Here is a 25,685-nt window from a genome sequence, read left to right as displayed (position 1 = left end):
CTAGGCCTTAAGGAACTCCGCCTTCGTCCCCAGCCAGCGCGCCACCTGACGGCGCGCGGCCTCGGGGTGCTCGTCCAGCAGGCGCGGCGCCAGCGTGCGCGCGGCTACCAGCAGTGGCGCGTCCTCCTGCAGGTCGGCAAAGCGCAGCAGCTCGGCGCCGCTCTGGCGCGAGCCCATGAACTCGCCGGGGCCGCGGATGTCGAGGTCGCGGCGTGCGATCTCGAAACCGTCGGTGGTCTCGGCCATGGCCTTGAGCCGTGACTTGCCGGTGTCGGACAGCGGCGGCGTGTAGATCAGCACGCAGACGCTGGCGACTGAGCCGCGGCCCACGCGCCCCCTGAGCTGGTGCAGTTGCGCGAGACCGAAGCGTTCCGCATGCTCGATGACCATCAGGCTGGCGTTGGGCACGTCCACGCCCACCTCGATGACGGTGGTGGCCACCAGCACGCGCATCGCGCCGCCGGAGAACTGCGCCATGACGGCCGCCTTGTCGGCCGGCGACATGCGGCCATGCAGCAGGCCCACCGACACGCCGGGCAGCGCCGCGCTCAGCTCCGCATGCGTCTCGGTGGCGTTGCGCAGATCCACGGCCTCGCTCTCCTCGACCAGCGGGCAGACCCAGTAGACCTGTGCGCCGTCGCCCACCGCGCCGCGTATCTTGGCGATGACCTCGTCGCGCTTGGCGTCAGCGAACACCTTGGTCACGATGGGGCTGCGGCCGGGCGGTAGTTCGTCAATGGTGGAGACGTCCAGGTCGGCGAAATACGTCATAGCCAGCGTGCGCGGGATGGGCGTGGCGCTCATCATCAACAGGTGCGGCTCCAGGTCCATGGCCTTGAGCTTGTTGCGTAGCGCCAGTCGCTGTGCAACGCCGAAGCGGTGCTGCTCGTCGATGACGGCCAGGCCCAGCTTCGCGAAGCGCACCTTGTCCTCGATGACGGCGTGCGTGCCGACGACCAACTGGGCCTCACCCGACGCGGCGGCGTCCAGCATCTTCTGCCTCGCCTTGCCTTTCACGCTGCCGGTGATCCATGCGACCTGCAGGCCCAGCGGCTGCAGCCAGTCGACGAGCTTGCGGAAATGCTGCTCGGCCAGGATCTCGGTGGGCGCCATGAGCGCGCACTGCCAGCCGGCGTCTATGGCCACCGCCGCCGCCAGCGCGGCCACCACCGTCTTGCCTGAGCCCACGTCGCCCTGCAGCAGCCGGTGTGTCGGCTGTGGCCGGGCCAGGTCTTGCGCGATTTCCTCGGACACGCGTTGCTGCGCGCCGGTCAGCCGGAAGGGCAGGGCCGCCAGCAGTTTCTCGTGCAGGCCGCCCGGCCGGGCGCGCAGCGCCGGCGCGACCAAGGCCGCGCGCTCGCGCTGGGCCTGCAGCTGCGACAGCTGCTGGGCCAGCAGTTCCTCGAACTTGAGGCGGTGCCAGGCCGGGTGGTGGTGCTCGTGCAGCGCCTCCTGCGATGCGTCGGGCGGCGGATGGTGCAGGTAGTGCAGCGCCTCCTTCAGCGACGGCAGGCCACGCGGCACCACGCCTGCCGGCAGCAGCTCGCGCAGGTCGGCGCGTGTCAGGCCCGAGGCCACGGCCTTGCGCAGGTAGGCCTGGGGCAGTTGGGCCGACGCCGGGTAGACGGGCGTGAGCGATTGCGCCAGCGGCGTGTCGTCGTCGACCACCTTGACGACCGGATGCACCATCTCGCGGCCGAAGAAGCCGACGCGGGCCTCGCCGCGCACGCGCAGCCGGGCGCCTGCAGCCATCTGCTTCTGTTGCGAGGGGTAGAAGTGCAGGAAGCGCAGCAGCAAGGTGCCGGATTCGTCCTTCATGCGCACAAGCAATTGGCGGCGGCCGCGCAACTCCACCTGGCAGTCGACGACGACGCCCTCCACCTGCGCCGGCTCGCCCTCGCGCAGCGTGGCGATGGGCGCGAGCCGCGTCTCATCCTCGTAGCGCATGGGAAGGTGTAGGGCCAGGTCGATGTCGCGCAGCAGGCCGAGCTTCTCCATCGCCTTCTGCGGCGCGGACTTGGGCTTGCTGTCCTGGGGCGGGGGCGGCGCAGTCATGGTCGCGATTCTGGCGGCAGGCGGAGGTCGCCCGCCGCGGCGCTCAGCGGAAGTAGCGCTGCCGCAGGCGCTCGTAGCGTCCGTCGCGCCGCAGGCCGTCCAGCGCCGCCTGCAGCCGGCGCACCAGGGCCGGGTCGGCATCCAGGCGCAGGCCGTACCAGTAGGCGCGCGACGCGTCCTGCTCCAAGACGGGCTGCAGCGTGCCGTAGGGCAGCTGCAGCTGGCGCAGGTTCCACGCGGCGGCCCAGTCCAGCAGCGCGATGTACTCCATGCGTCCGGCCAGCAGCTTGCGCATGTTGGTGGCGTCGTCCAGCCCATGCTCGAGGTGCAGGCCCGGCTTGAGGCCGGCGGCCTGCAGCTGGCGGTCGGCCGCCGAATCGCGCACGACTCCGATGCGGGCCGTGCCCAGGTCGTCGAGCTGGGCCAGCGCCAGGTCCGCTCGACTGGCCAGCTTGTAGAGCAGGATTCGCCGCTGCGCGATGGGCCCCACCCACTGGAACTGCGCCTCGCGCTCGGGCGTGCGCGTCAGCGAGAACAGCACGCTGTTGGGCTGGGCCTCGGCGGTCTGCACGGCCCGCTGCCAGGGTTGCACCTGCAGTTCGAGCCGCACGCCGGCGCCGGCCGCCATCAGGCGCAGAAGCTCGACGCTGAAGCCCTGAGGGCCACCGCCGTCCAGGTAGTTCAGAGGCGGCAGGTTCTCGGTGACGCCCAGCAGCGTGCCGTCGGCCGCTGCGACGGGCAACGGCGTGCCGAGGAGGGCGGGCAGGGCGAGGCAGGAACGGCGGTTCACGGCGGCATGGGGTGCGCGCCGAGTCTAGGCGTCCCGCATGACAGCTCCCGGCGGTGGGGAGCCCTGGCGTGCGATATGCCCGCGCCCAGGCGCGCTCAGCTCGGCGTGGGCACGCCGGCCATGCGGTCGTGGGCGACGAAGAACTGCCGTGCCAGCGCCAGCATCTGGCCCTGGCTCAGCGGCGCGGCCGGCCGGTAGTCGGCGATGCGCACGGCCAGCCCGGGCCGGTGCGCCTCGACGTAGTGGCGGAACTCGCCTATGACCGGGTGCGAACCCGTCACCAGCACCTTGGGCGTGTCCTGAAGGGCCTGGCAGATCGCCTCGAAGAGCGCATGCTCGCTGTGCGCGTCATGGCCGGGGGCGCGGCGGTCATGGGGCTCGATGCGGGCGGCATGCACCTGGTGGGCATCGAAATGCAGCACCTGTGCGTGATGGTGATCGAGGTGGACGACGGCGTGGAACATGAGGGCTCCTTTGGGGGGCGGCAAGGCTGTTGGCTCCATGCTGGCATCGCGCCGGCGGCCCTGCCTTGAGCTGCATCAAGGGGCGACGATGGGAGAATCCGCCCCTTTGGCACGGGTCTGTCCGGCCCTCAAGCGCGTCCATGAGCCTCTCCGCACCACCGGCCCACGTGGTGGCCGACTTCGATTTCGACCTCCCTCCCGATCTGATCGCCCAGCATCCCGCGGTCGAGCGCAGTGCGTCCCGGCTGCTGGACGCCACGGGCCCCGCTCCAGTGGACCGCGTGTTCCGCGAGCTGCCGGAGCTGCTGTCGCCGGGCGACCTGCTGGTCTTCAACAACACGCGCGTCATCAAGGCGCGGCTGTACGGGATGAAGGCGACGGGCGGCAACGTCGAGGCCCTGGTCGAGCGCGTGCTGCCCGGCACGCGGGAGGTGTGGATGCACCTGCGCGCCAGCAAGTCGCCCAAGCCCGGCAGCCGCGTGCGCTTCGCCGACGCCTTCGACGCCGAGGTGCTGGGGCGTTGCGGGCCTGACGACGGCCTGTTCCACCTGCGTCTGGCCGGCGACCCCTTCGCGCTGCTGGACGCACATGGCCATGTGCCTCTGCCGCCCTACATCGCCCATGCCGACGATGCCGACGACGAGCGCCGCTACCAGACCGTCTTCGCCAAGGAGCCCGGCGCCGTCGCCGCGCCCACCGCCGCGCTGCACTTCGACGAGGCGCTGCTCGCCCGGCTGGCGGAGCGCGGCGTCGAGCGTGCCCATGTGACGCTGCATGTGGGTGCCGGCACCTTCCAGCCGGTACGCGTCGAGCAGCTCTCCGAGCACAAGATGCACAGCGAATGGTTCGACGTGCCGCAGGCCACGGTGGACGCCATCGCCGCCTGCCGCGCGCGCGGCGGCCGTGTCGTCGCCGTGGGCACGACGACGCTGAGGGCGCTGGAGTCCGCGGCGAGCGGCGGGGTGCTGCAGCCTGGCGCCCGCGAGACCGACATCTTCATCACGCCGGGCTTCGAGTTCCGCGTCGTGGACCGCCTCGTCACCAACTTCCACCTGCCCAAGAGCACGCTGATGATGCTGGTCAGCGCGTTGGCGGGCTACGAGCACATCCGGGCGGTCTACGCGCACGCGATCGAGCAGCGATACCGCTTCTTCAGCTACGGCGACGCGATGCTGCTTTCGCGGGCCCAGGCCACGCGGCCCTGAGCTGCCTCGTCGACGGCGGCCGTGAACGCGGCCCGCGCCGTGACCGGCAGCGCGAGGCGCATGTGCACGCGCGCCTCGTGCCGCACGTCCAGCAGCTGCGCGCCATGCTGTTCGGCCAGGCGGCGCAGCCGGCCCTCCAGTTCGTAGGGCAGTTCGCAGCCCAGCTCCGCCAGCGCCACGCGCTCGATCTTCTCCGCGGTCAGCAGGGCCTGGGCGATGCAGTCGGTGTAGGCCCGCACCAGGCCACCGGCACCGAGCTTGACGCCGCCCCAGTAGCGCACGGCGGTGGCCAGCACGCCGTCCAGGCCCTGGTGGCGCAGCACGTCCAGCATGGGCCGGCCGGCGGTGCCGCCGGGCTCGCCGTCGTCGTTGGCGGCGGAATGGCCGCCGGCCAGCAGCGCCCAGCACACATGGGCGGCGCCGGGGTGCTCGGTGCGCAGGGCGGCCACGCGGGCCAGCGCCGCGGCGCGGTCGGCGCAGGGCTCCACGCGGCCGAGGAAGCGGCTCTTCTTGACGATCAGCTCATGCTGCACGGGCGCAGCCAGGGTCAGGGGCATGGGGTGGATTGTCGGCGGGCACCGGCTGCGACAATCCGCCTCCCATGCTGAAGTTCGACCTCCTCAAGACCGAAGGCCGCGCCCGCCGCGGCACGCTCACGCTCAACCACGGCGTCGTGCAGACGCCCATCTTCATGCCCGTGGGCACCTATGGCACGGTCAAGGGCGTCACGCCGCGCTCCCTCGAGGAGATGGGTGCGCAGATCATCCTGGGCAACACCTTCCACCTGTGGATGCGGCCGGGCCTGGACGTGGTCAAGCAGTTCGGCGGCCTGCACCGCTTCGAGAGCTGGAACAAGCCAATCCTGACCGACTCTGGCGGTTTCCAGGTCTGGAGCCTGGGTGCCATGCGCAAGATCAGCGAGGAGGGCGTCAAGTTCGCGTCGCCCGTCAACGGCGACAAGCTGCTGCTGACGCCCGAGGTCAGCATGCAGATCCAGACGGTGCTGAACTCCGACATCGTCATGCAGTTCGACGAATGCACGCCCTACGAGACCAAGGGCCAGCTGACGACGGAGCGCGAGGCCAAGCAGTCCATGGAGCTGAGCCTGCGCTGGGCCAAGCGCTGCATCGCCGAGTTCCAGCGGCTGGGCAACCCGAATGCGCTGTTCGGCATCGTGCAGGGCGGCATGTACACGAATCTACGCGACGCGTCGCTCGCAGGCCTGGCCGAGCTGGACCTGCCGGGCTATGCCATAGGCGGCCTGTCGGTGGGCGAGCCCAAGGCGGAGATGCAGCGCATCCTGGAACACACGGGCCACCAGCTGCCGGCGAACAAGCCGCGCTACCTGATGGGCGTGGGCACGCCGGAGGACCTGGTCGAGGGCGTGAGCCAGGGCATAGACATGTTCGACTGCGTGATGCCCACCCGCAACGCGCGCAACGGCCATCTCTTCACCCGCTTCGGCGACCTGCGGCTGCGCAACGCCCGCTACAAGTCCGACGAGAAGCCGGTGGACGAGACCTGCACGTGCGAATGCTGCGCCGGCTTCAGCCGCGCCTACCTGCACCACCTGGACCGTTGCGGTGAGATGCTGGGCCCCATGCTGACCAGCATCCACAACCTGCACTACTACCTGAACCTCATGCAGGAGATCCGTGACGCACTGGACGCGGGCCGCTTCGAGGCCTGGCGGGCGCAGTTCCACGCGGACCGGGCGCGAGGCGTCTGAGCCCTTGGTGAAGCGCGCGGCGGCCCCAAGATAGCGGCATGCTGAAAGCCTTGCTCGCCCCGCTGCGCTGGATCTTCCGGGTCGTCCTCGCGCTGCTCATCCTCTTCGAGGAATGGGGCTGGGAGCCGCTGCGGCGCCTGTTCGCGCTGCTGGCGCGGCTGCCCCTCATCCGCCACCTCGAGGCGCTGCTGCGGCGCCTGCCGCCGCGCTGGGCCTTCGTCGTGCTGCTGCTGCCCAGCCTGCTGATCGTGCCGGTCAAGCTCGCGGCGCTATGGCTGGTGGCCCAGGGCCGCGTGGTGCTGGGCGTCGTGGTCGTCGTCGCGGCCAAGGTGGTGGGCACGGCCTTGCTGGCCTGGCTGTTCCAGCTCATCCAGCCGGCGCTGATGCAGCTGCCCTGGTTCACCCGCCTCTACGCGCACTGGACGACCTGGAAGGCCGAGCTGCTGGCCTGGGTGCGCGCCAGCCAGGTGTGGCGCACGGCTCGGGCCATCAAGCTGCGGGTGAGGCGGCTGTTCCGAGCAGACCGGCCACACGATCCCGAAGGCCCTCGGGGCTGATCTCCGCGGCCCGCAACGCCTCGCCCACCGTCAGGCTGGCCCGGCTCCAGATGCCGCGCCGCAGCGGCGTCACCATGGCCTGGCCGCCCTCTGCGCGCGAGAAGAAGCTGCCCCACAGGTTGCCCAGCGCCATCGGGATGACGGGCATGTCCGGCAGGCCCTCGACGAGCTTCATGACGCCACCCCGGAAGGGCTGCAGGCTGCCGTCGCGCGTGATGCCGCCCTCGGGGAAGATGCAGACCATCTCGCCATCGGCCAGCACCGCGCGGGCAGCGGCGAAGGCGGCCTCGTAGGTGGCCGGGTCGGTCTTCTGCGGAGCGATGGGGATGGCCTTGGCCAGCCTGAACATCCAGCCCAGCACCGGGATGCGGAAGATCTGGTGGTCCATCAGGAAGCGTATGGGCCGTGGGCTGGCGGCCATCAGCAGCACGGCGTCGACGAAGCTGACGTGGTTGCTCACCAGCACGGCCGGGCCGCTGGTGGGAATGCGCTGGTCGTTGACGATGCGGAAGCGGTAGGCCAGCCGCGTGAGCAGGAAGGCGACGAAGCGCAGCAGGTACTCCGGCACGATCAGGAAGATGTAGGCCGCCACCACTGCGTTGGCGATGCCGACGGCCAGGAAGATCTGCGGGATCGTCAGTCCAGCGCCCAGCATCGCGCCGGCGATGACGGAGCTGGCGACCATGAAGATCGCGTTCAGGATGTTGTTGGCCGCGATGATGCGGGCGCGGTGCGTGACCTTGGCGCGCAGCTGGATCAGCGCGTACATGGGCACGCTGTACAGGCCCGCGAACAGTGCCAGCAGCGCCAGGTCCGCCAGCACGCGCCAGTGTGCCGGCTGGGCCAGGAAGGCGCTAACGCCATAGGGCTGGGCGGCCGGCAGGCCGCTGGCGGCGAAGTGCAGGTCGATTGCGAACACGCTCATGCCGATGGCGCCCAGCGGCACCAGGCCGATCTCCACGTGGCGCTTGGACAGCATCTCGCACAGCAGCGAGCCGATGCCGATGCCGACGGAGAACACCGCCAGCAGCAGCGAAGCCACCTGCGGGCCGCCGTGCAACACCTCCTTGGCGAAGGCCGGGAAGTTGCTGAGGAAGACCGCGCCGAAGAACCACATCCACGAGATGCCCAGCAGGGAGCGGAACACAGCCACGTCCTCGCGGGCCAGCCGCAGGTTGCGCCAGGTCTCGGTGACCGGGTTCCAGTTGATGACGAGGTGCGGGTCGGTGGACGGGCTCGCCGGAATGGCCTGGGCCGTCGCGCGGCCGAGGATGGCGAGCAGCAGGCAGGCCCAGGCCACATGCTGCGGACCGACGAGCGGCTCGTCGACCAGCACGCCGCCCAGCAATTGGCCCAGCAGGATGGCGACGAAGGTGCCCATCTCCACCATGCCGTTGCCGCCGGTCAGCTCGCGCTCGCTCAGGCGCTGCGGCAGGTAGGCGTACTTGACCGGACCGAACAGCGTCGAATGCAGGCCCATGAGGAACACGCAGGCCAGCAGCGCCGGCACATTGGCGGTGTAGAAGCCCCAGGCCGCGATGGCCATGATGGCGATCTCCAGGCTCTTCACGAGCTGCATCAGCCGCGCCTTGTCGTGCTTGTCGGCGAGCTGGCCACTGGTCGCCGAGAACAGCACATAGGGCAGGATGAACAGCGCACCGATGATCAGGCCGGCCATCTTGGGTTCCAGCCATTGCAGCTGCAGCTGGTAGGTCACCATCAGCGTGAACGCGAACTTGAAGACGTTGTCGTTGGCGGCGCCGAGGAACTGCGTCCAGAAGAAGGGGGCGAAGCGGCGCTGGCCGAGCAGGGCGAACTGGTTCGGATGGTCTGGGCTCATGGTTGGACGATTTGCGGCGGATCGGAGAGCTGCGCGCGCGGCAGCCAGGTGAACATGGAGTCCACGGTGACCGTGTCGATGTGGCTGCCGAAGCGACGCGCACTCGGATGATCGTCGAACGCGATGTTGGCGTGGGTGAGGCGCCCGCCCAGGCGGGTCAGCGTGGACAGGTGCAGGTCGGTTGGCTGATAGCCCTGGGCTTGCAGCCAGTCCTGGGCCGCGCGGCGGCTGACGATGCCGGGGCTGGCCGCGCCGGCCAGCGTTTCCAGTACCCACTGGTTGCTCTGCTGGTACTTGGTGGCGAAGGCATAGGCAACCATGCTGTAGCGGCGTTCGTTGAAGCGCGCCAGGCGGGCGTTGTCGGCCAGCATGGGAAGCAAGGCCTGCTGCAGCTCCGGCTTGAGTGCGACGAAGGCGGCGTCGTACCGGTAGGGGCGGTCCAGGAAGAACTCGCCCAGGCCCTGGCGATAGAGCGCCGCGAAGTCGCTGCCGCAGTGGTTGAGCTTGTGCACCACGCGCCAGACTGCGGGCTGCTGGCTCGAGTCGCGGTAGACGAAGCCCGGGTGCGACCAGCGCAGCCCGTACCGGCTCAGATCCTGCCCCGCGCGGGCGAGGAGGGCGACCTGGGCGCCGCTGTCGTCGAGCTGGCGGGCGGTGGCCTGTGCGAGGTTCAGGCCTTGCTCGATTTCGCGTGGCGTCGACTGCCTGTCCTCGCAGGGCCTGCCCGCCTGGGCCGCCGAGGCGGTGACCAGCGCCGCGATGGCGACGGCCCGTCTCAACGGCTCACCCGCTCGTTGTAGAGCAGGGCCTTGCCGACCTCGCTGGGGATGAAGGCGATGACCTCACCGGCGACGGACAGCAGCGTGCCCGCGCTGATGACCGACACCGTGACGGCCGCGCCGGTGGACGCGACGACGCCCTTGGCCAACCGGCCGGCGACCTTGATGCTGATGCGCGCGCCATCCGAGGCGCGCTCCAGCACCCAGATCGTGGCGCCGCCGACGACTTCGACGCTGACGACCACCAGTGTGACGCCGGCCGACAGGATGCCCACGGGCAGGGCGCTGAGCGCGGCGCCGGTGGCGCCGACCGCGCCGACCGACAGCACCAGCGGGGCCACCGATAGCGCGGCGCTGGTTTCGGACGGGTTGGCGGCCCGGGCGTGCGAGCCCAACGCCAGGCACAGGCCGGTGATGACGAGCAGGCGTTTCATGGTGTCAGCGAGTGTTGCGATGGGTGCGATCTTGCGTGATGCCAGGGCGCCGGATCCCGGAATCGCTCCGAGGCGCATGGCAAGCGCCGGGAAGTAGCGTTTCACGCGCCCATCGGCCGCTGAAAATGCGGGCGTGTCGCAAACACCGCCGCCGACAGGCGGGCGCCGCGCCAGCGGGCCAGGCGCTTCAGCGCCAGGTCGAACAGCAGCGGGTTGTGCTCGCGCAGGGCCTGCAGCGGCGCAGCGTCGGCGGTGTCCAGCAGGCCGGCGCCGACGAGCACGGGCAGCCGCACGGCGGCCGGGATGCCGGGCAGCGGGTAGTCCGAGCCGTGCAGCAGGCGCGGCTGCCAGTCCTCGCGCGTCAGCAGCGTGCGCGCGACCTCGGGCTCGCGGTTGGTCTGCAGCACGACGGAGATGTCACCCAGCAGGCGCTCTCCCCAGCCCTCGTCCATCAGCCGCGCGAACAGCGAGAAGGCCGGCACGTCGCGGGGCCGAGTGCGGTCCAGGTCCAACGCCGTTCCCAGCGACGCGCAATGCGCGATGACGATGCGAACGCCGCGTTCGAGCGCTGCGCGCACCAGCAGCGGGTTGCCCAGCGCGTCACGGCCGGCGCCGGGCACGGCGCGCTCCTCGCCGCAGTGCACGATGACGGGTAGGCGGGCCGCGGCCAGGCGGTCGTAGAAGGGCCGCAGCCGCGCGTCGCGCAGGTCGATGTTCATGCTGGACGGCAGCCACTTCAGCGCCACGGCGCCGCCGGCCAGGGCCGCGTCCAGCCGCGCCAGTGCGTCGGGCCGGTAGGGGTGGACGGAGGCGACCCAGGCGAAGCGCTGCGGCGTCTCGGCGGCGACGTGGTCCGCGTAGGCGTCGGGCACGTGGAAGGTCGTGTGGCCGGCGTGAGGGCGACCGGCGTCGTCGCAGGCCTGGTCGAATGCGAACAGCATCCAGCGCGGGCCGGCCGGGAAGTCGTCGGTCAGCGCCCGCAGCCGCTGCACGTAGGCGCGGTCGATGCTGGGCGCGTCCGGTGGCACGCAGGCGGCGCTCAGGATGACGCGCTTGCGCAGCATCTCGACCGGGTGCCACCACTGGCCCAGCTGGGCGTTGACGGTGCAGCCCGAGCCCGAGTCGCCGGTGCCCAGCAGATGGGTGTGCACGTCCCAGAGCTGGGCAGGGTCCAGGCCCTCGAAGCTGCGCTCGACGAGGGGTCTCAGTGCATCCGGCAGGCCGCCGCGGCAGGGGTTGAGCAGGCCGGCGCGGGCCGGGCCGGCGAGCGCGGTGAACAGGCCGGCGGCCGCGCCGCAGCACAGCAGGTGGCGTCGAGTGAGCATGTCGACGGAGTGGGAAGTGGCGATGGCCGCGAGCTTCGCGGTGCGCCGGCCCGGCGTCGCCGCTTTTGTCGGCGCGGCGCGGCCGCCGCGCCTGCCGGTGCCGCCATGCGCTACCGTTCGCGCCCATGTCGAGCACGCAATCCCTCGTGGCCCTGATCAAGGCCGAGCTGAAGAGCCAGGGCCGGAGCTATGCTGAGCTGGCGCAGGCGCTGGATCTGTCGGAGTCCAGCGTCAAGCGCATGCTGGCGCCGGGCGGTGAGATGCCGCTGTCGCGTGTGGACGAGATCTGCCGCGTGCTGAAGCTGGACTTCGCGGAGTTGGCCGGGCGGCTGGCGGCGCAGGCGCCGGAGCTGCGCGAGCTGAGCCTGGAGCAGGAGCGGGCCGTCGTCGCGTCGCCGGTGCTGCTGCTGGTCGCGATCTGCTGCCTCAGCCATTGGGCGCTTGAGGACATGCTGGCGCGCTACCGCCTCGCCGAGGTCGATGCCGTCGCGGCGCTGGCCCAGCTGGACCGCCTGGGAGTCATCGAGCTGCGGCCGCACAACCGCTACAAGCTCAAGGTGGCCAAGACCCTGCGCTGGCGGCCGCAGGGCCCCGTCATGCAGTTCTTCCGCGAGCGCGTGATGGCCGACTTCTTCGCCGGTGGCTTCGACGGCGAGGGCGAGCTGCTGACGCTGGTGCATGGCGAGTTCGGCGCCGGCCACGCGCGCGAGCTGGCCGAGCGACTGCAGCGCGCGGCCGACGACTTCGCGCGCCAGCACCTGCTGGACCAGCGCCTGCCGGTCGCCGAGAAGCGGCCCTACAGCGTCGTCATCGGGCTGCGCTCATGGGTGTTCGAGGCGTTCAGGGACCTGGAACGCCCGGGCCTGGGCCTCACCAGAACTCCCAACGGCCGGTCGCGATGACCCAGGCGCCCAGCAGCCCGTTCGTCACCGCATGGGCGATGACGGCAGGCCACAGCTTGCCGGTCCTGCGGTAGAGCAGTGCATAGGCCAGGCCGGCGATGACGGCCGCCAGCCACAGCGTGTGGGCCAGCGTGAAGATGGCGGTGGAGACGACGATGGCCTTCAGGCCCACGGTCCGCGGGTCGACGCGCTCGAAGCCCGGGTGCTGCACCCAGCGCATCAGGAAGCCGCGCCAGAACAGCTCCTCCATGACGGGAACCACCAGGGTCGCGCCGGCCAGGCGCAACGCGACCAGGAGCCAGATCGGCCGGCCGTCGGCGTCCAGCGGCACGAAGCTGGCCGTGGCCTCGCCCAGCTGCATCCAGGGCGAGTCCAGCCGCACCCAGATCGCGAAGACTGCGATGCCCACGATGACGGCCCAGCCGGTCTCGCGGGCGTCGGGCAGGTTCTGGCGCACCAGTTCGCCGTAGCCGCGCCAGTACCCCGCCAGCAGGCCGGCGACGATGAGGGTCTGGACGCCGTAGATCCAGCGCGCGTCCAGGCCCAGCTCGGCCGGCAGGTAGCCGCGCAGCGCCAGCAGCGCCATGAAGACGAAGAACGGAATGCAGCGGGCGAGGGCGGCGGGGCTGAGGGTGGGCGGTGCGGCAGGCATCGGGCGCCAGCTTAGCCCGCGCTCATGACGGCCCAACCCAGCGCACCCCCCGGGGCTCAGGGGGCCGCGGCTCTCAGCAGGCCCGCCTTGAACGCGACGTAGACGCCGTTGGTCCAGCCGAAGCCGTCCTGGGTCTCGTACTCGCCGCCGCCGCCGGGCCTGTCCTGGGCCACGTCGTACTTTTCCAGCAGCCGGCCCGTGGCAAGGTAGACGCGGTGCACGCTGTCGCACCAGCGCGCCGCGATATCACGCGCCAGCGCCTGGTGGCCATAGCGGGCCAGGCCCTGCGCGGCCACCCATTGCAGCGGCGCCCAGCCGTTGGGGGCGTCCCATTGCTGGCCGGTGGTGACGGCCGTCGTCAGCAGGCCGTTGGCGCCCAGCAGCCGCTGCTGTACCTGCCGGGCCATCGCGTCGGCCTGGTCCGTCGTGGCCAGACCCAGGTACAGCGGCATGAGGCCGGCCGCCGTCAGCGGGCGCGGGTCGTGGGCGTCGCGCCAGTTCAGGTCGGCGAAATGGCCGCCATCCTCCGCGGCGCGCCAGAAGCGCGTCTGCAGCAGTTGGCGGCGCGCGTTCGCTCGCGCCTCGAAGGACTGGGCGGTGGCCGCATCGCCCAGGCGGGCGGCGCCCTGTGCGATGGCGTCCTCCAGGCCGGCCAGCAGCGCGTTCAGGTCAACCGGCGCCAGCGCCGTCGTCTCTATCGTGGCCATGTCGGCGGGATTGGCGCACCAGCGGCCGGAGAAGTCCCAGCCGCTCTCGGCGCCGGCGCGCAGGTCGCGCCAGACCTCGGTCGGTGGGCGGCCGCGCGCGGCCTCGGCGGTCAGCACGTCCTCGCGCCAGCTCTCCTCGCGCGGCGTGCAGTGGTCGTCCCAGTAGCGGTTCAGCAGCGCGCCGTCGGGCGTGCGCAGCACGCGGCGGTGGGCCTGGCCCGGTGCGAGCCCCGCGTCGCCCGCCATCCAGTAGGCATGCTCGGTCTGCAGCGATCCCAGGTGGGCCGCGAAGCCGGCGGCGGGGTCGTCGGCGTGCAGCAGCGCCACCATCTTGAAGAAGAAGGGCGGCTGCGAGCGGCTCAGCATGTAGCTGCGGCTGCTGTTGGGGATGAAGCCGTAGGTGGCCAGCAGGTGCGCGAAGTTGGCGAGCAGGTGCTCGGCCAGGTCGCGCCGGCCGTCCGCGACAAGGCCCAGCATCGTGAAATAGCTGTCCCAGTAGTAGAGCTCGCGGAAGCGCCCGCCCGGCACGACATAGGGCTGGGGCAGCGCCAGCAGGCTTTCGCCGTCCTGCGCCTGGGAGTGCTCGCGCACCAGCTGCGGCCAAAGCGCGCGGATGTGCTCGCGCAGCCCCAGGCGGGGGCCGGTGGCCGCAGCGTGGTCGGGCAGCGCGAAATGGGCCCGCACGAAGTCCGGCAGCGAGAAGCCGGGCAGGCGGCGCTCGGCCTCGAAGCGGGCGCGGATCAGCGCGGGCGCGCTTCTTGGGCGGGCGTCGACGAAGCTCTTGCCGTCGTTGAAGACCCGCGTCATCTGCACGGCGATGAAGAGCTCGCCGTACAGCTCGTGGGGCGTGGCGGCCGTGGCCCGTGCGGGCGCGACGGCGTGGCAGGGCGCGGTGGCGACGAGGTCGCCGGGGCGCAGGGAGGAGAGAGTCATGGGGCGAGATGCCGGCGCAGCCGGGAGAGCGAGACGGCCAGCGCCGCGACGGGCACCAGCAGCAGGCCGAAGGCGGTAGTGCCGTCGAAGGCGACGAAGAGACGGCCGGTGATGAAGCTGCCCAGCGTGCCGCCCAGGGCCGAGAAGACGACGATGAGGCCGGTCATGGCCGCATGCCGGCGCTGCGGCAGCGCGCTCAGCATGGCGGAGTTGATGGCCGGGTAGATGGGGGCCAGCAGCAGGCCGGTCAGCGGCAGCAGATAGGCCGCGGGCGGGGCGTTGAGCCAGCCGACGTCGGCGCCCAGCGGCCGGGCACCGCGCGCCAGCGGCAGCGCGACGAGTATGAGTGCCGCGATGCCGACGAGGCAGGCGATGACGACGGTGAACCAGCCCAGCCGGCCGATGACGGCGGCGCTGGTGAGGCGGCCCAGCGCGGTGGTGGCAGGCATGATGACCGCCAGGCCCACGCTCATGGCCGTGGGCAGGTGAAGCACCTCGTTGTTGAAGCTGGGCAGCCAGGTCGAGATGCCCTGCTCGATCAGCACGTAGAGGAAGGCCGACAGCAGGAAGACGACGACCAGGCCCATCTTCAGCAGCGGTGCCATTGCGACGAGGTCCTCGCGCAGCGTCGTGTCTGGCGACCGGATGGGGCCTTCGTCCAGCGGGCTGACGAACAGCAGCAGGAAGGCGCCCGCCGCCAGCGCGGCCAGCAGCGGATAGACCTGCAGCCAGCCCCGCCCTTCGGCATGTGCGGCCTGGCTGAACAGCAGGAAGCCACCCAGCACGCCGACCATGAACAGGCCTTCCAGCAGGTTGGTGAAGCGCGCATGGCCGGCGCGGCTTTCGGTGACCAGGCCGATCATGGAATAAGCCGACACCTTGACCAGCGCGAAGCCTGCGCCCAGCGTGCAGAACAGCAGCTTGATGGCCCAGAACGCCGACAGCACCGGCATGGCCAGGCAGGCCGCGCCGACGGCCGCGAGGGCCAGCAGCATGGCGCGCTTCAGGCCCAGCCGCGGCAGGAGCGAGGCGACGAGGAAGGACGTGACCGCGATGGGAAGGTCCTTCCACGCGTCCAGCAGCGCCGCTTCGGCGCGCGCCACGCCCAGCGTCTGCACGACCAGCAGGTTGACCGCGCCGACGCTGTTCAGCAGCGCGCCAAACAGCATGTAGGTCAGGATGATGGCGAGCCTGATGCGCAGGCTGCCGCTCGAAACAGGCACCGCCGGGAGTGTTGTGGGTTGCGTCATTTCGAGAGCAGCGTTGAGTTCGGGCCTCGCCATCTTGGCGCGTCGTCAGAACTGGAAGCCGACGCTGAGCTCGTAGGCCCGACCGAACAGCGGCCGCGCGAGGAACACGCCGTCCTGGCCAACGCCCTGACCGGGCACGCGGAAGTTGCCCTCAGTCAGGCCGATCTTGTTGGTCAGGTTGGTGCCGGTCAGGCGCACCTCCAGGCCGTTGTCCATGGCGAGCACGGCGCCCGCGTCGATGGTCCGGTAGGCCGGCAGCTTCAGCGCGTTGGTCTGGTCGGCGAAGCGCTCGCCGACATGGCTGAGGGTGGCGAAGGCGCGCAACTGGCCGAAGCCGGTCTGCGTCTGCCAGCTGGGCGTGAGGCGGGCCTGGAACCGCGGAGCCCGCTCGACGCGGTTGCCGCTGTACTGCTGGAAGTCCTGGTACTTGGCGTCCTGGAAGTTGCCGGTGGCTGCAATCTCGAAGCCATGGCCCGGGCGCAGCGCCAGCTCGAACTCCAGGCCGGTGGCCTTGCTGTTGGGGCGCAGCACCACGTTGCCGGCGTTGGTGAACTGCTGGGTCTGGGAGTTGGTCAGCTTGTTGGCGTAGGCCGTCAGGAAGGCGCTGTAGAGCTTGGTGGCGGTCTTCAGGCCGATCTCGAACTGCGTGATGTCCTCGACCGAATCGCGCGTCTCGTTGGCGCCGCGGCCGCGCAGCACGTCGAAGTCGGGCATGCGGTGTCCCTTGTTCACGCGCACGAAGGCGCTGAACTCGCGGCTGAAGGCGTAGTTGGCCCCGCCGGTGAAGGAGTTGCGGCTGAGCTTGCTGTCGATCAGTGTGTTCGTGCCGTTGAAGTAGGCGAGGTTGTTGTTGTAGAGCGTGGTCGGGTCGTTATCCAGGTCGCCGTTGCTGACGTTGGCGATGGTGCCGGTGATGCGCTGCGTCTCGCGGCGCGCGCCCAGGTCCACGCGCAGCTCCTTGGTCAGCTGCCATTCGTCGGCGACGAAGAAGGCCTGCGTGTTGCCGCTGTAGCTGGCGTCGAGATTGAAGGAGAACGGCGGCGTCACATAGCCGTTGCGCGAGGCCTTGACGCCGTTGTCCAGCTGCACGTCGATGAGGCGGGCATGGGGCTGCACCGTCATCAGCTGGGCCTGGCCCAGCGTCCAGACGTCGTGCGAGCTGTAGCCAGCCAGGTAGAGGCCCACGGTGAGGTTGTTGCCCGGTGCGATCTCGCGCGACAGGCGGGTCTCGTTGCTGGTCGAGCGCAGCGCCTTGTCCACCACCCACATGCCGTTGACGATGACGGGCGTGCTGCCGGCCACCGCGCCGCCGCCGTTCGTGAACGTGGCGCTGCCGGTGACGGCCGCCCTGCCGGCGGCGGCGGCGACGGTCGCGTCGCCGTTGGCCGCCGCGACCTGGGATGCGATGTAGCTGGACAGCGTCTGCGGATTCGCGCCGGAGAACAGCGCGTAGGTGGGCGTGTCACCGCCGGTGTGGCTGAATTTGTTGGTCAGCGTCCAGTCGCCCAGCTTGGTGTCGAGGTTGGCGCCATAGGTCTGCACGTCGGCGCCGCGGCCGTCGGCCAGGTCCCTGGTGACGGTCGTGCGCTGGATCTCGGGCTTGCCGTTGGGCAGCGTGCGGCCCGTGGCGCGACCGGTCTCCAGCACGATGCTACGCAGCTCGTTGCCGTAGAAATAGTCCTTCAGCGCATTGAAGCCGGGGTAGCTGGACACGCTCTTGCCGTCCGCGCCACCGACGACCGGGATGGCCGTGAAGAAGGCGTTGCGGTCATGCAGCGCGCGGGCGTAGAGCTGCAGGCTGCCGTTGTCGAGCTTGCGGCTCAGCACCACGCTGGCCTGCCCGCCGTCGTCGGCGGGGAACTGCGTGTCGCGCAGGCCCTGGCTCTGGCGCCAGAAGCCGCCCACCATGACGTTCCACTGGTCCGACAGCTTGCCCGCATAGACGCCGTCCACGCGCTTGAGGTTGCCGGTGCCGGTCGTCACGCGAAGGCTGGCCTCTGGGTTGCGGCCGTCCTTCTGGATGAAGTTGACGGTCACCCCGGGCTGACCACTGCCGAAGATGGGGCTCGGGCCGCCGCGCAGCACTTCCATGCGGTCTATGGTGTCGTCCAGGCGGAACAGCTGCGAGTGCTCGAAGAAGCTCAGCGTGGGCAGGTGGTACAGCGGTGCGCCGTTGAGCTGGAAGGTCGAGTAGGGGCCGTCGCCCGGCGTCGGGAAGCCGCGCACGCGGATGTTGGCGCCGGCCTGGCCTCCCGAGGTCTCGACGAAGATGCCGGGCACGGTCTTCAGGATGTCGGCCGTGCTGCTGGGCGCGGCCTGCTTGATCTGCTCCTCGGTCGCCGTCGTGATCGAGAAGCCGGCTTCGAGCTTGCGCACGCCCTCGCGGCGCGCCGTGCCGGTGATGACGACGGCGTCCAACTCCTTCACTTCGGGCGATTTGTCCGCGGGCTTGGCGGCGTCCTGGGCCTGTGCGGCGGCGCAGAGGGTGGCGGCGGCCAGGGCGATCAACTGCGGGCGGAACAGTCGGGCAGCGGCGCGCGGCGCGGCGTAGGGGCTGGTCATGTGTGTCTCCGTGGGTTGTTGTGCGTCCCGAAAGCCGGCGCGGCCGTCGCCACTTTCGATGGAGCGGACTTTGAGGGCAAATGTTATCGATGTCATTTGGGTAAACACCAGTGTGGTGGAGTCGTGACATCGATGGCATTTGCGGCGATCCGACCCTGACGCTGGCGGGACGGCTTGCCGTGCGGGAGCGAACCCCGACAATCCCGGCCCATGAGCACCCATGACCTCACCGACGCCGAGTTCGCCGAACTCGACGAACTCCTCGCCGCCACGCCCGAGCCGCTGCAGCCGCTGGATGCCTCCATGCTGGACGGTTATCTCTGCGGCGTCATCGTGCAGCCCCGCCTCATCGAGGCCGACGAATGGCTGCCCAACATCTTCGACTACGACGGCGGCCTGCTGCCCGAGACGGTGGACGCGGGCTGGCTGGACAAGCTGACCCAGCTCGTCGAGCGCCGCTACGCAGCGCTGAACCGCAGCCTCGTCGAGGACGGCTGGTTCGACCCCGTCATCCTCGACGTCGACGAGGAGCAGGAGCCCGAGCCCCTGCCCGAGGATGCCAGCGATGAAGAGCGCTCCGCCCGCGCCAGCTATGACGAGCTGGGGCCCATCTCGCGCGCGTTGATGCCCTGGGTGGCCGGCTTCCAGCATGCGGCCCTGTGCTTCCCGGAACTTGCAGACCTGCCGAGCGAGGACGTCGCCGCGGCGATGGCGCGGCTGTACCGCCACCTGCCGGCCGAGACGGCCGAGGAGAAGGAGGTCGTCGCGACGCTGAACCGCGAGCATCCGCTGAAGGACCTGGACGAGGCCATCGAGGAGCTGATCGCCACGGTGGCCGACCTCGCCGACCTGACCGAGGCAGAGCGCTACCGCGTCGACACCATCCGTCGCGACACGCCCAAGGTGGGGCGCAACGACCCTTGCCCCTGCGGCTCGGGGCGCAAGTACAAGCAGTGTCACGGTAGCAACTGATGCGTTTGCAACTGCTCTCGGATCTCCACCTGGAGACCGAGAGCTACGTTCCCACGCCCGCCCCCGGGGCCGAGCTGCTGGTGCTGGCCGGCGACATCGACACGACCTGGCGCAGCTTCGAGCTGTTCCGCGGCTGGCCGGTGCCGGTGCTATTCGTCCCTGGCAACCATGAGTATGACCAGCGGGACGTGGACGCGGCGCGCGCGGCCTTGCGCGCGCATGTGCAGGACGTCGGCCTGCGCATGCTGGACGACGAGTCCGTCGTCATGCGCGACGCCGAGGGCCGGCGGGTGCGCTTCGTCGGCTGCACGCGCTGGTGCGACTTCGACGCCTTCGGCCCGGCGGGCCGCGAGCGCGCCATGCGGGCCGGCGGCTATTTCCAGAAGGTCATGCAGGCCACGCGTCATGGCGAGGACTTCGGCGTCGACGCCGTGCGCGCGCTGGCGCTGGAGAGCCGCGCCTGGCTGGCCGGCGAGCTGGCCAGCACGGGAGACTGGGACGCCACCGTCGCCATCACGCATTTCGCGCCCAGCCTGCGGAGCGCCGACCCGCGCTACGGCCGCCAGCCCGGTACGGCCAGCTTCTGCAATGACGACGAGGCACTGCTGCCCGGCGTCGACCTCTGGCTGCACGGCCACCTGCATTGCCGGCACGACTATCGACTGGGCAGCACCCGTGTCGTCAGCAATGCCCGGGGGCACATGAAGCGCGGCGAGGCCGACGGCTTCGACGGCCTGCGGACTATTGAGGTGTTTTCACCGGCTTGATGCGCAGCGCCCAGACGACGCCCGCCACCAGCAGCGCCACGCCCGCCAGCGTGGCCGGTGGCGGCAGGCGCTGCGTCCAGATGAAGGCGTAGGCCAGTGCCGCCAGCGTCTCGAAGACGATGAGCTGGCCGGAGAGCGAGGTCGGCAGGCGCTGGCTGGCCTCGTTCCAGCACAGCGTGCCCAGCCAGGACGAGCACAGGCCTATGGCCACCATCAGGCCGACGAAGGCCCAGGGCTTCTCGCCCAGTGGCCAGGCGTAGCCGGCCGGGACCAGCGTGCCCGGCGCCAGCAGGTGCACGCCGCCCAGCAGCAAAGCGCCGAGCAGCGCCATCGGCAGCGTGACCAGGCCCTGCGCCGTCGCCCAGGCGCGCGGGCTGCGGTCGGCGTGGGCGCGCAGCCAGTCGGCGTTGCGGATGGGATACCAGGTCCAGCAAGCCACGGCCGCGATGGCCAGCAGCGCGCCCTCGGCATAGCGGCGCGGGTCGCCCGCCTCGGCACGCAGCACAGCCAGCTCGTCGCGGTTCACGCAGGCCAGGCCGACGGCGATCAGCGCCAGCGATGGCGCCAGCTTGGGCCAGGGCAGCTGGCCGTCGCGCACGCGGTTGCGGTGGTTGGCGCAGACGGCGATGACGACGGGCAGCGTGCCGATGATCATGGTCGGCAGCGGCGCGCCGGCGCGCTGGATGGCGGCCGACAGGCAGAGGTAGTACAGAAAGTTGCCCACCAGGCTCAGCTTCGCGGCCTCCCACCAGTCGGCCGGCCGCAACTCGCGCAGCGCGCGCCGGTCCAGCGCCAGCGCCAGCGGCAACGCGATCAGGCCGAAAGCCAGGTACCGCCCCACCGTCAGGAGGGCGGGCGCATAGCCCGGCAGCATCACCGGGGCGACGAACACCAGCCCCCACATCAGCCCGGCGGCGAGGGCGAACAGCAAGCCAAGAAGCATGGCCGACATCATCCGTCATCCCGCCGCCGCCGCCGGCCGCGGACGGGCGTCAGGCGCCCAGCCAGTCGGCGACGGCCTCGCGCTCGGCGGCCGTGTAGTGCAGGCCCAGCTTGCTGCGTCGCCACAGCACGTCCTCGGCGCTGCAGGCCCATTCCCGCTCCACCAGATGGCGCAGCTCGGACTCGAACAGGCTCGGTGCGACCTCCCTGCCGCGCGGCGCCGCCAGCAGCTCGCGCGCATCGCCGCCGTAGGCGTGCGCGATGCGGCGCACGGCCGGCCGGTCGGCATGGCGGTCCTGCAGCTCGGCGGCGAAGGCCTCGATGTCGACGCCATGGACGCCGAGGTCGCCGCCGGGCAACCGGGCGGTTGCGGTCCAGGGGCGGCGCGCATCGCCGAGCAGACGCCCCAGCTGCGTCGCGCCGTCCTCGGCCAGCTTGCGGTAGGTCGTCAGCTTGCCACCCCAGACGTTTAGCAGTGGCGCACCGCCGGCCATGTCGGCCTCCAGGAGGTAGTCGCGCGTGACGCTGGAGGCCGAGCCGCCCTCGTCGAGCAGCGGGCGCACGCCGGCGTAGCTCCACAGCACGTCGGCCGGCGTCACGGGTTGCACGAGATAGCGGCTGGCCTGCTTGCACAGGTAGGCGGTCTCGGCCGCGTCGATGGCGGCGCGCGCCGGCGGTTCCTCGTGCTCGGGCAGCTCGACGTCGGTGGTGCCGATCAGCGTGAAGCGCTGCTGGTAGGGGATGGCGAAGAGGATGCGGCCGTCGGCGTTCTGGAAGATGTAGGCATGGTCGTGCGCGAAGCGCTGGTTCACGACGATGTGGCTGCCCTTGACGAGGCGCAGGCCGCGCGTGGGCAGCGGACGACCGTCGCCGCCCCGCGTGTGGTCGCGCAGGAAGCGCTCGGCCCAGGGGCCGGCCGCGTTGACCAGGGCGCGGGCCTGCAGGCGGCGCCCGCCCTGCAGCGTCACTTGCCAGACTTCGCCGCCGCGCTGGGCCTGCAGGACGGCGCAGCGCGTCAGCACCTCGGCGCCGCGGGCCCGCGCATCCTGGGCGTTGGCGACGACGAGGCGTGCGTCATCCACCCAGCCGTCGGAATAGACGAAGCCGCGCCTGAACTCCGGCCGCAGCGGCGCGCCGTACATGCTGCCGTCCAGCGCCAGGCCGTGGGAGCCGGGCAGCAGTTCGCGGCGGGCCAGGTGGTCGTAGAGGAAGAGGCCGATGCGGATCATCCAGGCCGGACGCAGATGTGGCGCGTGCGGCAGCACGAAGCGCAGCGGATGGATGAGATGGGGCGCGCTCCTGAGCAGCACCTCGCGCTCCTGCAGCGCCTTGGCGACCAGCGAGAACTGGTAGGTTTCCAGATAGCGCAAGCCGCCGTGCACGAGCTTGGTCGAGGCCGAAGAGGTGTGAGCGGCGAGGTCGTCGCGCTCGGCCAGCAGTACCCGCCAGCCGCGCCCGGCCAGGTCGCGCGCCAGGCCCGTGCCGTTGATGCCGCCTCCCACCACCACGACGTCAAAATCATCCATATCGACCACTCTAAGTGAACGGCCGCCATGGATGCTCTGCTCGCGCTTGACCAGGGGACTTCGAGTTCGCGGGCCCTGGTCTTCGACCGCTCGGGCCGGCTGCTGGCCGTGGCGCAGCGCGAGTTGCCCCAGCATTTCCCGCAGCCGGGCTGGGTGGAGCATGACGCCGAGGAGATCTGGGCCCATCAGGTCGAATGTGCCCGCGAGGCGCTGGCCAAGGCGGGCGTCCGGGTGGCGGCCGTAGGCATCACCAACCAGCGCGAGACGGTGGTGCTGTGGGACCGCCGCACCGGCCGGCCGTTGCACCGCGCCCTGGTCTGGCAGGACCGGCGCACGGCGGCCTTCTGCGAAGGCCTGAAGCGGCAAGGTCTGGAACCCCGCGTGCGCGAGCTCACCGGCCTGCTGCTGGATCCGTACTTCTCCGCCACCAAGCTGCGCTGGCTGCTGGACAACGTACCTGGCGCCCGCGAGCGGGCGGCCCGCGGCGAGCTGGCCTTCGGCACCGTCGACAGCTGGTTGCTGTGGCGCCTGACCGAGGGGCGGGTCCATGCCACCGACGCCAGCAATGCCTCGCGCACGCTGTTGTTCGACATCCACCGCGGCGACTGGAGCGACGAGTTGCTCGCGGCCTTCGACATCCCGCGCAGCCTGCTGCCCGAGGTGCGCCCGTCGGCCGGCGACTTCGGCCTGGCCGTGGAGTTCGGCGTGCCCATTGCGGGCATCGCGGGCGACCAGCAGGCCGCCCTGTTCGGCCAGGCGGCCCTGCAGCCGGGGCAGGCCAAGAACACCTACGGCACCGGCTGCTTCCTGCTGATGCACACCGGCGCGCAGGCGCGCACCTCCACGCAGGGCCTGGTGACGACGCGCGCGGCCCAGGTGGGCGGGGCCGCGCAGTACGCGCTGGAGGGCAGCGTATTCGTCGGCGGCGCCGTCGTGCAATGGCTGCGCGACGGGTTGCACGCCGTGCAATCCAGCGCCGAGGTGCAGGCGCTGGCCGGCAGCGTGCCCGATGCAGGGGGCGTGGTTTTCGTGCCGGCCTTTGCCGGCCTGGGCGCGCCCTACTGGCGGCCCGACGCGCGCGGCGCGCTGCTGGGCCTGACGCGCGGGACGACGCAAGCCCATATCGCCCATGCGGCGCTGGAGAGCATCGCCTTCCAGAGCGCCGCCGTGCTGGCCGCGATGAATGCCGACGTGGGCGAGGACCAGCGCCTGACGGAGCTGCGCGTGGACGGCGGCGCGAGCGCCAACGACTTGCTGATGCAGTTCCAGGCCGACCTGCTGGGCATCCCCGTACTGCGCCCGCGCGTCATCGAGACCACGGCGCTGGGCGCCGCGCTGCTGGCCGGGCTGGGCTGCGGCCTCTATGCTTCCACGGCCGAGATCGGCGCGATCTGGCAGCTGGAGCGTGCTTTCGAGCCGCGCATGTCCCGCGACGACGCCGGCGCGCGCATGGCGCAATGGGAGAGAGCGGTGCGCCAGGTGCTGGCCGGGTAGCGCGCCGCCGAGGTGTTGCTGCTGACAGGACTTGGCAGCCGGCCCGGCGCAGCATGTGGGTTGCCAACGCCAAGGAGCCGCACGTGAACTTCGCCTACACCCTCGTCTACGTACCCGACGTCGCGGCCTCGCTGGCCTTCTTCGATCGCGCCTTCGGCCTGAAGACGCGCTTCCTGCACGAGAGCGGCGCCTACGGCGAGGTCGATACCGGCGCCGGCGGCACCACGCTGGCCTTTGTCGACCATGCGACGGCCCGCGACAGCGTGCAGCACGACTACGTCGCCGCCGACACCAGCCCCCGGCCGCTGGGCATTGAGATCGGCTTCACGGTGGCCGACGTGCAGGCAGCCTACGACCGCGCCATCACCGCTGGCGCGCGCGCATTGGCCGCGCCCGTCACCAAGCCCTGGGGCCAGACGGTGGCGTATGTGCGCTGCCCGGACGGTACGCTGGTGGAGCTCTGCACGGCCATGGGCTGAGCCGGCCTGAGGCCCATGGGGTCTTGGGTGGCAGGAGGCGCGGCGATGCTCCCGCACAATGCCCGCCCATGCGCCGTGCCGACCGCCTCTTCCAGATCGTCCAGCTCATCCGCGGACGCCGCCTCACGACGGCCGACTACCTGGCCCAGCGGCTGGAGGTGTCCATGCGCACCGTCTACCGCGACATCGCGGCGCTGGGCCAGCAGGGCGTGCCCATCGAGGGCGAGGCCGGCGTGGGCTACCGCATGCGGGTGGGTTTCGACCTGCCGCCGCTGATGTTCAGCAAGCAGGAGGCCCAGGCGCTGGTCGCGGCGGTGCGCATGTCCGAGTCGCGTCTGGATGCGGCGCTGGCGCGCCAGGCCGAGAACGCGCTGTCCAAGATCCTCGCCGTGCTGCCGCTGGACGCCCGCGCCGCGGCCGAGAGCCTGGCCTTGTACGCGCCGCTGCCGGCGTTGGACCCGGCGACCAGCGCCCACCTGACGGCCATGCGCGAGGCCACCGAGGCGCGGCGCAAGCTCAGCATGGGGTATCTGGACCTGGGTGGCGTGAGGAGCGAGCGCGTCGTGCGGCCGCTGGCCTGCCTGTTCTGGGGCCCTGTCTGGACGCTGGCCGCCTGGTGCGAGCTGCGCAACGACTTCCGCAGCTTCCGCGTCGATCGCGTCGAGACGCTGCAGGTGCTGGAGGAAACCTTCCGCGACGAGCCGGGCAAGACGCTGGCGGACATGAACCGCCAGCGCGAGGCGCAGGAGAGTGGTGGGGCTTGAGATCACTGCCTTCGCCCAGTCGTGCATCGCCGTACGTGGGCGCAACTGGTCGGTCCTGCATGCCGGGAGGGGGTGGCGGTGCCCGCGACACCGAGCCGCAAGCACATCGCCAGAGCGGGCCGGCTCGGGGCGGCCCGGCGCTCGGCCCGCATGGGAGAGCCGGGCTCAGGCCTTGATGGCGGCGCCCTTGTCCACCAGCAATTCGCGCAGCACCGAGCGGTGGCAGTGCGCCTCGTCCATGCAGTAGCAGCCCACCGAAAAGTGGGTCTGCGCCGACAGCGTGGCCAGCAGTGACAGCGCGTGCTGGGCCTCGGGCTCGCTCATCTCGGCGCGGTACTTCTTCCTGAAGGCCTGCCATTGGGCCTCCGTCTCGGCGGCCTGGCCCAGCTTCATCGTCTCCAGGCTGGGCGCCAGGTTGGGGAACCAGACGTCGTAGAAGTCGCGCGAGGCGAACTCGGCCTTGGGCACGCCGCGTGGCGGGCGGCGCACGGTGCCGATGCGGGTGCCCTCGTCGGGCGTGCGGGGGCTGCCGAGGCGGACGATGCAGATGGCCATGC

At 71.0% G+C, this 25,685-nt stretch carries 24 protein-coding genes; 9 read left to right on the top strand and 15 right to left on the bottom strand.

Annotated elements, in window-relative coordinates:
• The 3 genes from recG to JOY88_RS11330 form a co-directional block, all read right to left on the bottom strand.
• Window positions 1-2,055 (bottom strand): ATP-dependent DNA helicase RecG, encoded by a 2,055-nt coding sequence (recG, locus tag JOY88_RS11340; RefSeq protein WP_293502468.1) that lies wholly within the window; start codon window positions 2,053-2,055, stop codon window positions 1-3.
• A gap of 43 nt (window positions 2,056-2,098) precedes the next feature.
• The gene (locus JOY88_RS11335) at window positions 2,099-2,845 is read right to left on the bottom strand and encodes a substrate-binding periplasmic protein (protein ID WP_293502466.1); all 747 of its coding nucleotides are present in this window, start codon (window positions 2,843-2,845) and stop codon (window positions 2,099-2,101) included.
• Window positions 2,846-2,940: 95 nt separating this feature from the next.
• Window positions 2,941-3,309: a hypothetical protein gene (locus JOY88_RS11330; protein WP_293502465.1), complete on the bottom strand. Its 369-nt coding sequence runs from the start codon at window positions 3,307-3,309 to the stop codon at window positions 2,941-2,943.
• Between the two features lie 140 nt (window positions 3,310-3,449).
• On the opposite strand from JOY88_RS11330, the gene queA reads away from it, so the two are divergent.
• Complete coding sequence (gene queA, locus JOY88_RS11325) at window positions 3,450-4,514, top strand: tRNA preQ1(34) S-adenosylmethionine ribosyltransferase-isomerase QueA (protein ID WP_293502464.1); 1,065 nt, start codon at window positions 3,450-3,452, stop codon at window positions 4,512-4,514.
• On the opposite strand, the gene JOY88_RS11320 is transcribed toward queA, so the two are convergent.
• Complete coding sequence (locus JOY88_RS11320) at window positions 4,466-5,071, bottom strand: IMPACT family protein (RefSeq protein WP_293502463.1); 606 nt, start codon at window positions 5,069-5,071, stop codon at window positions 4,466-4,468. The genes queA and JOY88_RS11320 overlap by 49 nt on opposite strands.
• 44 nt (window positions 5,072-5,115) lie before the next feature.
• Between JOY88_RS11320 and tgt the strand changes: the two genes are divergently transcribed.
• Both tgt and JOY88_RS11310 read left to right on the top strand, forming a co-directional pair.
• Window positions 5,116-6,243 (top strand): tRNA guanosine(34) transglycosylase Tgt, encoded by a 1,128-nt coding sequence (gene tgt / locus JOY88_RS11315; RefSeq protein ID WP_293502462.1) that lies wholly within the window; start codon window positions 5,116-5,118, stop codon window positions 6,241-6,243.
• Window positions 6,244-6,281: 38 nt separating this feature from the next.
• The gene (locus tag JOY88_RS11310) at window positions 6,282-6,800 is read left to right on the top strand and encodes a hypothetical protein (RefSeq protein ID WP_293502461.1); all 519 of its coding nucleotides are present in this window, start codon (window positions 6,282-6,284) and stop codon (window positions 6,798-6,800) included.
• Here JOY88_RS11310 and JOY88_RS11305 read toward each other — a convergent pair.
• The 4 genes from JOY88_RS11305 to JOY88_RS11290 all read right to left on the bottom strand — a co-directional run bounded on the left by JOY88_RS11305 (window position 6,733) and on the right by JOY88_RS11290 (window position 11,178).
• Window positions 6,733-8,640, bottom strand: a complete 1,908-nt coding sequence (locus tag JOY88_RS11305; RefSeq protein WP_293502459.1) for an MFS transporter — start codon at window positions 8,638-8,640, stop codon at window positions 6,733-6,735. The genes JOY88_RS11310 and JOY88_RS11305 overlap by 68 nt on opposite strands.
• On the bottom strand, window positions 8,637-9,419 hold the full coding sequence (locus JOY88_RS11300) for a DUF2145 domain-containing protein (protein WP_293502457.1): 783 nt from the start codon (window positions 9,417-9,419) through the stop codon (window positions 8,637-8,639). Before JOY88_RS11300 ends, JOY88_RS11305 begins: the two co-directional genes overlap by 4 nt.
• Window positions 9,416-9,853, bottom strand: coding sequence for a hypothetical protein (locus JOY88_RS11295; protein ID WP_293502456.1), 438 nt, complete (start codon window positions 9,851-9,853; stop codon window positions 9,416-9,418). Before JOY88_RS11295 ends, JOY88_RS11300 begins: the two co-directional genes overlap by 4 nt.
• Window positions 9,854-9,954: 101 nt before the next feature.
• Window positions 9,955-11,178, bottom strand: a complete 1,224-nt coding sequence (locus tag JOY88_RS11290) for an amidohydrolase family protein (protein ID WP_293502455.1) — start codon at window positions 11,176-11,178, stop codon at window positions 9,955-9,957.
• Window positions 11,179-11,303: 125 nt separating this feature from the next.
• On the opposite strand from JOY88_RS11290, the gene JOY88_RS11285 reads away from it, so the two are divergent.
• Window positions 11,304-12,080 carry a helix-turn-helix domain-containing protein gene (locus JOY88_RS11285; protein WP_293502453.1) on the top strand — a complete coding sequence of 259 codons (777 nt, stop codon included), beginning with the start codon at window positions 11,304-11,306 and terminating at the stop codon, window positions 12,078-12,080.
• Here the strand turns inward: JOY88_RS11285 and JOY88_RS11280 are convergent.
• From JOY88_RS11280 to JOY88_RS11265, 4 genes are all read right to left on the bottom strand, one after another.
• Entirely contained in the window at window positions 12,049-12,732 is a 684-nt protein-coding gene (locus JOY88_RS11280) for a CAAX prenyl protease-related protein (protein WP_293502452.1), read from the bottom strand. The genes JOY88_RS11285 and JOY88_RS11280 overlap by 32 nt on opposite strands.
• 56 nt (window positions 12,733-12,788) lie before the next feature.
• Window positions 12,789-14,372, bottom strand: a complete 1,584-nt coding sequence (gene treF / locus JOY88_RS11275) for an alpha,alpha-trehalase TreF (RefSeq protein WP_293502451.1) — start codon at window positions 14,370-14,372, stop codon at window positions 12,789-12,791.
• Window positions 14,369-15,595 carry an MFS transporter gene (locus JOY88_RS11270; RefSeq protein WP_293502449.1) on the bottom strand — a complete coding sequence of 409 codons (1,227 nt, stop codon included), beginning with the start codon at window positions 15,593-15,595 and terminating at the stop codon, window positions 14,369-14,371. Before JOY88_RS11270 ends, treF begins: the two co-directional genes overlap by 4 nt.
• 72 nt (window positions 15,596-15,667) lie before the next feature.
• Entirely contained in the window at window positions 15,668-18,184 is a 2,517-nt protein-coding gene (locus JOY88_RS11265) for a TonB-dependent receptor (RefSeq protein WP_293502448.1), read from the bottom strand.
• Window positions 18,185-18,394: 210 nt separating this feature from the next.
• On the opposite strand from JOY88_RS11265, the gene JOY88_RS11260 reads away from it, so the two are divergent.
• Both JOY88_RS11260 and JOY88_RS11255 read left to right on the top strand, forming a co-directional pair.
• Window positions 18,395-19,156, top strand: coding sequence for a UPF0149 family protein (locus JOY88_RS11260; protein WP_293502447.1), 762 nt, complete (start codon window positions 18,395-18,397; stop codon window positions 19,154-19,156).
• Window positions 19,156-19,923, top strand: coding sequence for a metallophosphoesterase (locus tag JOY88_RS11255; RefSeq protein ID WP_293502445.1), 768 nt, complete (start codon window positions 19,156-19,158; stop codon window positions 19,921-19,923). Before JOY88_RS11260 ends, JOY88_RS11255 begins: the two co-directional genes overlap by 1 nt.
• Here JOY88_RS11255 and JOY88_RS11250 read toward each other — a convergent pair.
• Together JOY88_RS11250 and glpD are read right to left on the bottom strand one after the other, a co-directional pair.
• Complete coding sequence (locus tag JOY88_RS11250) at window positions 19,898-20,866, bottom strand: DMT family transporter (RefSeq protein WP_293502444.1); 969 nt, start codon at window positions 20,864-20,866, stop codon at window positions 19,898-19,900. The genes JOY88_RS11255 and JOY88_RS11250 overlap by 26 nt on opposite strands.
• A 49-nt stretch (window positions 20,867-20,915) precedes the next feature.
• Window positions 20,916-22,391, bottom strand: a complete 1,476-nt coding sequence (glpD, locus tag JOY88_RS11245; protein ID WP_293502442.1) for a glycerol-3-phosphate dehydrogenase — start codon at window positions 22,389-22,391, stop codon at window positions 20,916-20,918.
• A gap of 27 nt (window positions 22,392-22,418) precedes the next feature.
• Between glpD and glpK the strand changes: the two genes are divergently transcribed.
• The 3 genes from glpK to JOY88_RS11230 all read left to right on the top strand — a co-directional run bounded on the left by glpK (window position 22,419) and on the right by JOY88_RS11230 (window position 25,128).
• A complete protein-coding gene (gene glpK / locus JOY88_RS11240; RefSeq protein WP_293502441.1) occupies window positions 22,419-23,885 on the top strand; it encodes a glycerol kinase GlpK in 1,467 nt (488 codons plus the stop codon).
• 83 nt (window positions 23,886-23,968) lie between these two features.
• Window positions 23,969-24,364, top strand: coding sequence for a VOC family protein (locus JOY88_RS11235; protein ID WP_293502439.1), 396 nt, complete (start codon window positions 23,969-23,971; stop codon window positions 24,362-24,364).
• A gap of 68 nt (window positions 24,365-24,432) precedes the next feature.
• Window positions 24,433-25,128 (top strand): helix-turn-helix transcriptional regulator, encoded by a 696-nt coding sequence (locus JOY88_RS11230; RefSeq protein ID WP_293502437.1) that lies wholly within the window; start codon window positions 24,433-24,435, stop codon window positions 25,126-25,128.
• A gap of 165 nt (window positions 25,129-25,293) precedes the next feature.
• Here the strand turns inward: JOY88_RS11230 and JOY88_RS11225 are convergent, their stop codons facing one another.
• On the bottom strand, window positions 25,294-25,683 hold the full coding sequence (locus tag JOY88_RS11225; RefSeq protein WP_293502435.1) for a DUF488 domain-containing protein: 390 nt from the start codon (window positions 25,681-25,683) through the stop codon (window positions 25,294-25,296).
• Between the last annotated feature and the right edge of the window lie 2 nt (window positions 25,684-25,685).

It is taken from the genome of Roseateles sp. (assembly GCF_019237615.1).
GTDB lineage: Bacteria > Pseudomonadota > Gammaproteobacteria > Burkholderiales > Burkholderiaceae_C > Pelomonas.
This window is presented reverse-complemented; position numbering and strand designations above follow the sequence as displayed.

Coding starts and splice junctions, on each gene's coding strand:
- recG (WP_293502468.1), bottom strand. CDS start 2,055: ATGACTGCGCCGCCCCCGCCCCAGGACAGCAAGCCCAAGTCCGCGCCG.
- JOY88_RS11295 (WP_293502456.1), bottom strand. CDS start 9,853: ATGAAACGCCTGCTCGTCATCACCGGCCTGTGCCTGGCGTTGGGCTCG.
- JOY88_RS11320 (WP_293502463.1), bottom strand. CDS start 5,071: ATGCCCCTGACCCTGGCTGCGCCCGTGCAGCATGAGCTGATCGTCAAG.
- JOY88_RS11225 (WP_293502435.1), bottom strand. CDS start 25,683: ATGGCCATCTGCATCGTCCGCCTCGGCAGCCCCCGCACGCCCGACGAG.
- JOY88_RS11230 (WP_293502437.1), top strand. CDS start 24,433: ATGCGCCGTGCCGACCGCCTCTTCCAGATCGTCCAGCTCATCCGCGGA.
- JOY88_RS11250 (WP_293502444.1), bottom strand. CDS start 20,866: ATGCTTCTTGGCTTGCTGTTCGCCCTCGCCGCCGGGCTGATGTGGGGG.
- JOY88_RS11330 (WP_293502465.1), bottom strand. CDS start 3,309: ATGTTCCACGCCGTCGTCCACCTCGATCACCATCACGCACAGGTGCTG.
- JOY88_RS11280 (WP_293502452.1), bottom strand. CDS start 12,732: ATGCCTGCCGCACCGCCCACCCTCAGCCCCGCCGCCCTCGCCCGCTGC.
- tgt (WP_293502462.1), top strand. CDS start 5,116: ATGCTGAAGTTCGACCTCCTCAAGACCGAAGGCCGCGCCCGCCGCGGC.
- glpD (WP_293502442.1), bottom strand. CDS start 22,391: ATGGATGATTTTGACGTCGTGGTGGTGGGAGGCGGCATCAACGGCACG.
- JOY88_RS11265 (WP_293502448.1), bottom strand. CDS start 18,184: ATGACCAGCCCCTACGCCGCGCCGCGCGCCGCTGCCCGACTGTTCCGC.
- treF (WP_293502451.1), bottom strand. CDS start 14,372: ATGACTCTCTCCTCCCTGCGCCCCGGCGACCTCGTCGCCACCGCGCCC.
- JOY88_RS11305 (WP_293502459.1), bottom strand. CDS start 8,640: ATGAGCCCAGACCATCCGAACCAGTTCGCCCTGCTCGGCCAGCGCCGC.
- queA (WP_293502464.1), top strand. CDS start 3,450: ATGAGCCTCTCCGCACCACCGGCCCACGTGGTGGCCGACTTCGATTTC.
- glpK (WP_293502441.1), top strand. CDS start 22,419: ATGGATGCTCTGCTCGCGCTTGACCAGGGGACTTCGAGTTCGCGGGCC.
- JOY88_RS11260 (WP_293502447.1), top strand. CDS start 18,395: ATGAGCACCCATGACCTCACCGACGCCGAGTTCGCCGAACTCGACGAA.
- JOY88_RS11255 (WP_293502445.1), top strand. CDS start 19,156: ATGCGTTTGCAACTGCTCTCGGATCTCCACCTGGAGACCGAGAGCTAC.
- JOY88_RS11290 (WP_293502455.1), bottom strand. CDS start 11,178: ATGCTCACTCGACGCCACCTGCTGTGCTGCGGCGCGGCCGCCGGCCTG.
- JOY88_RS11310 (WP_293502461.1), top strand. CDS start 6,282: ATGCTGAAAGCCTTGCTCGCCCCGCTGCGCTGGATCTTCCGGGTCGTC.
- JOY88_RS11285 (WP_293502453.1), top strand. CDS start 11,304: ATGTCGAGCACGCAATCCCTCGTGGCCCTGATCAAGGCCGAGCTGAAG.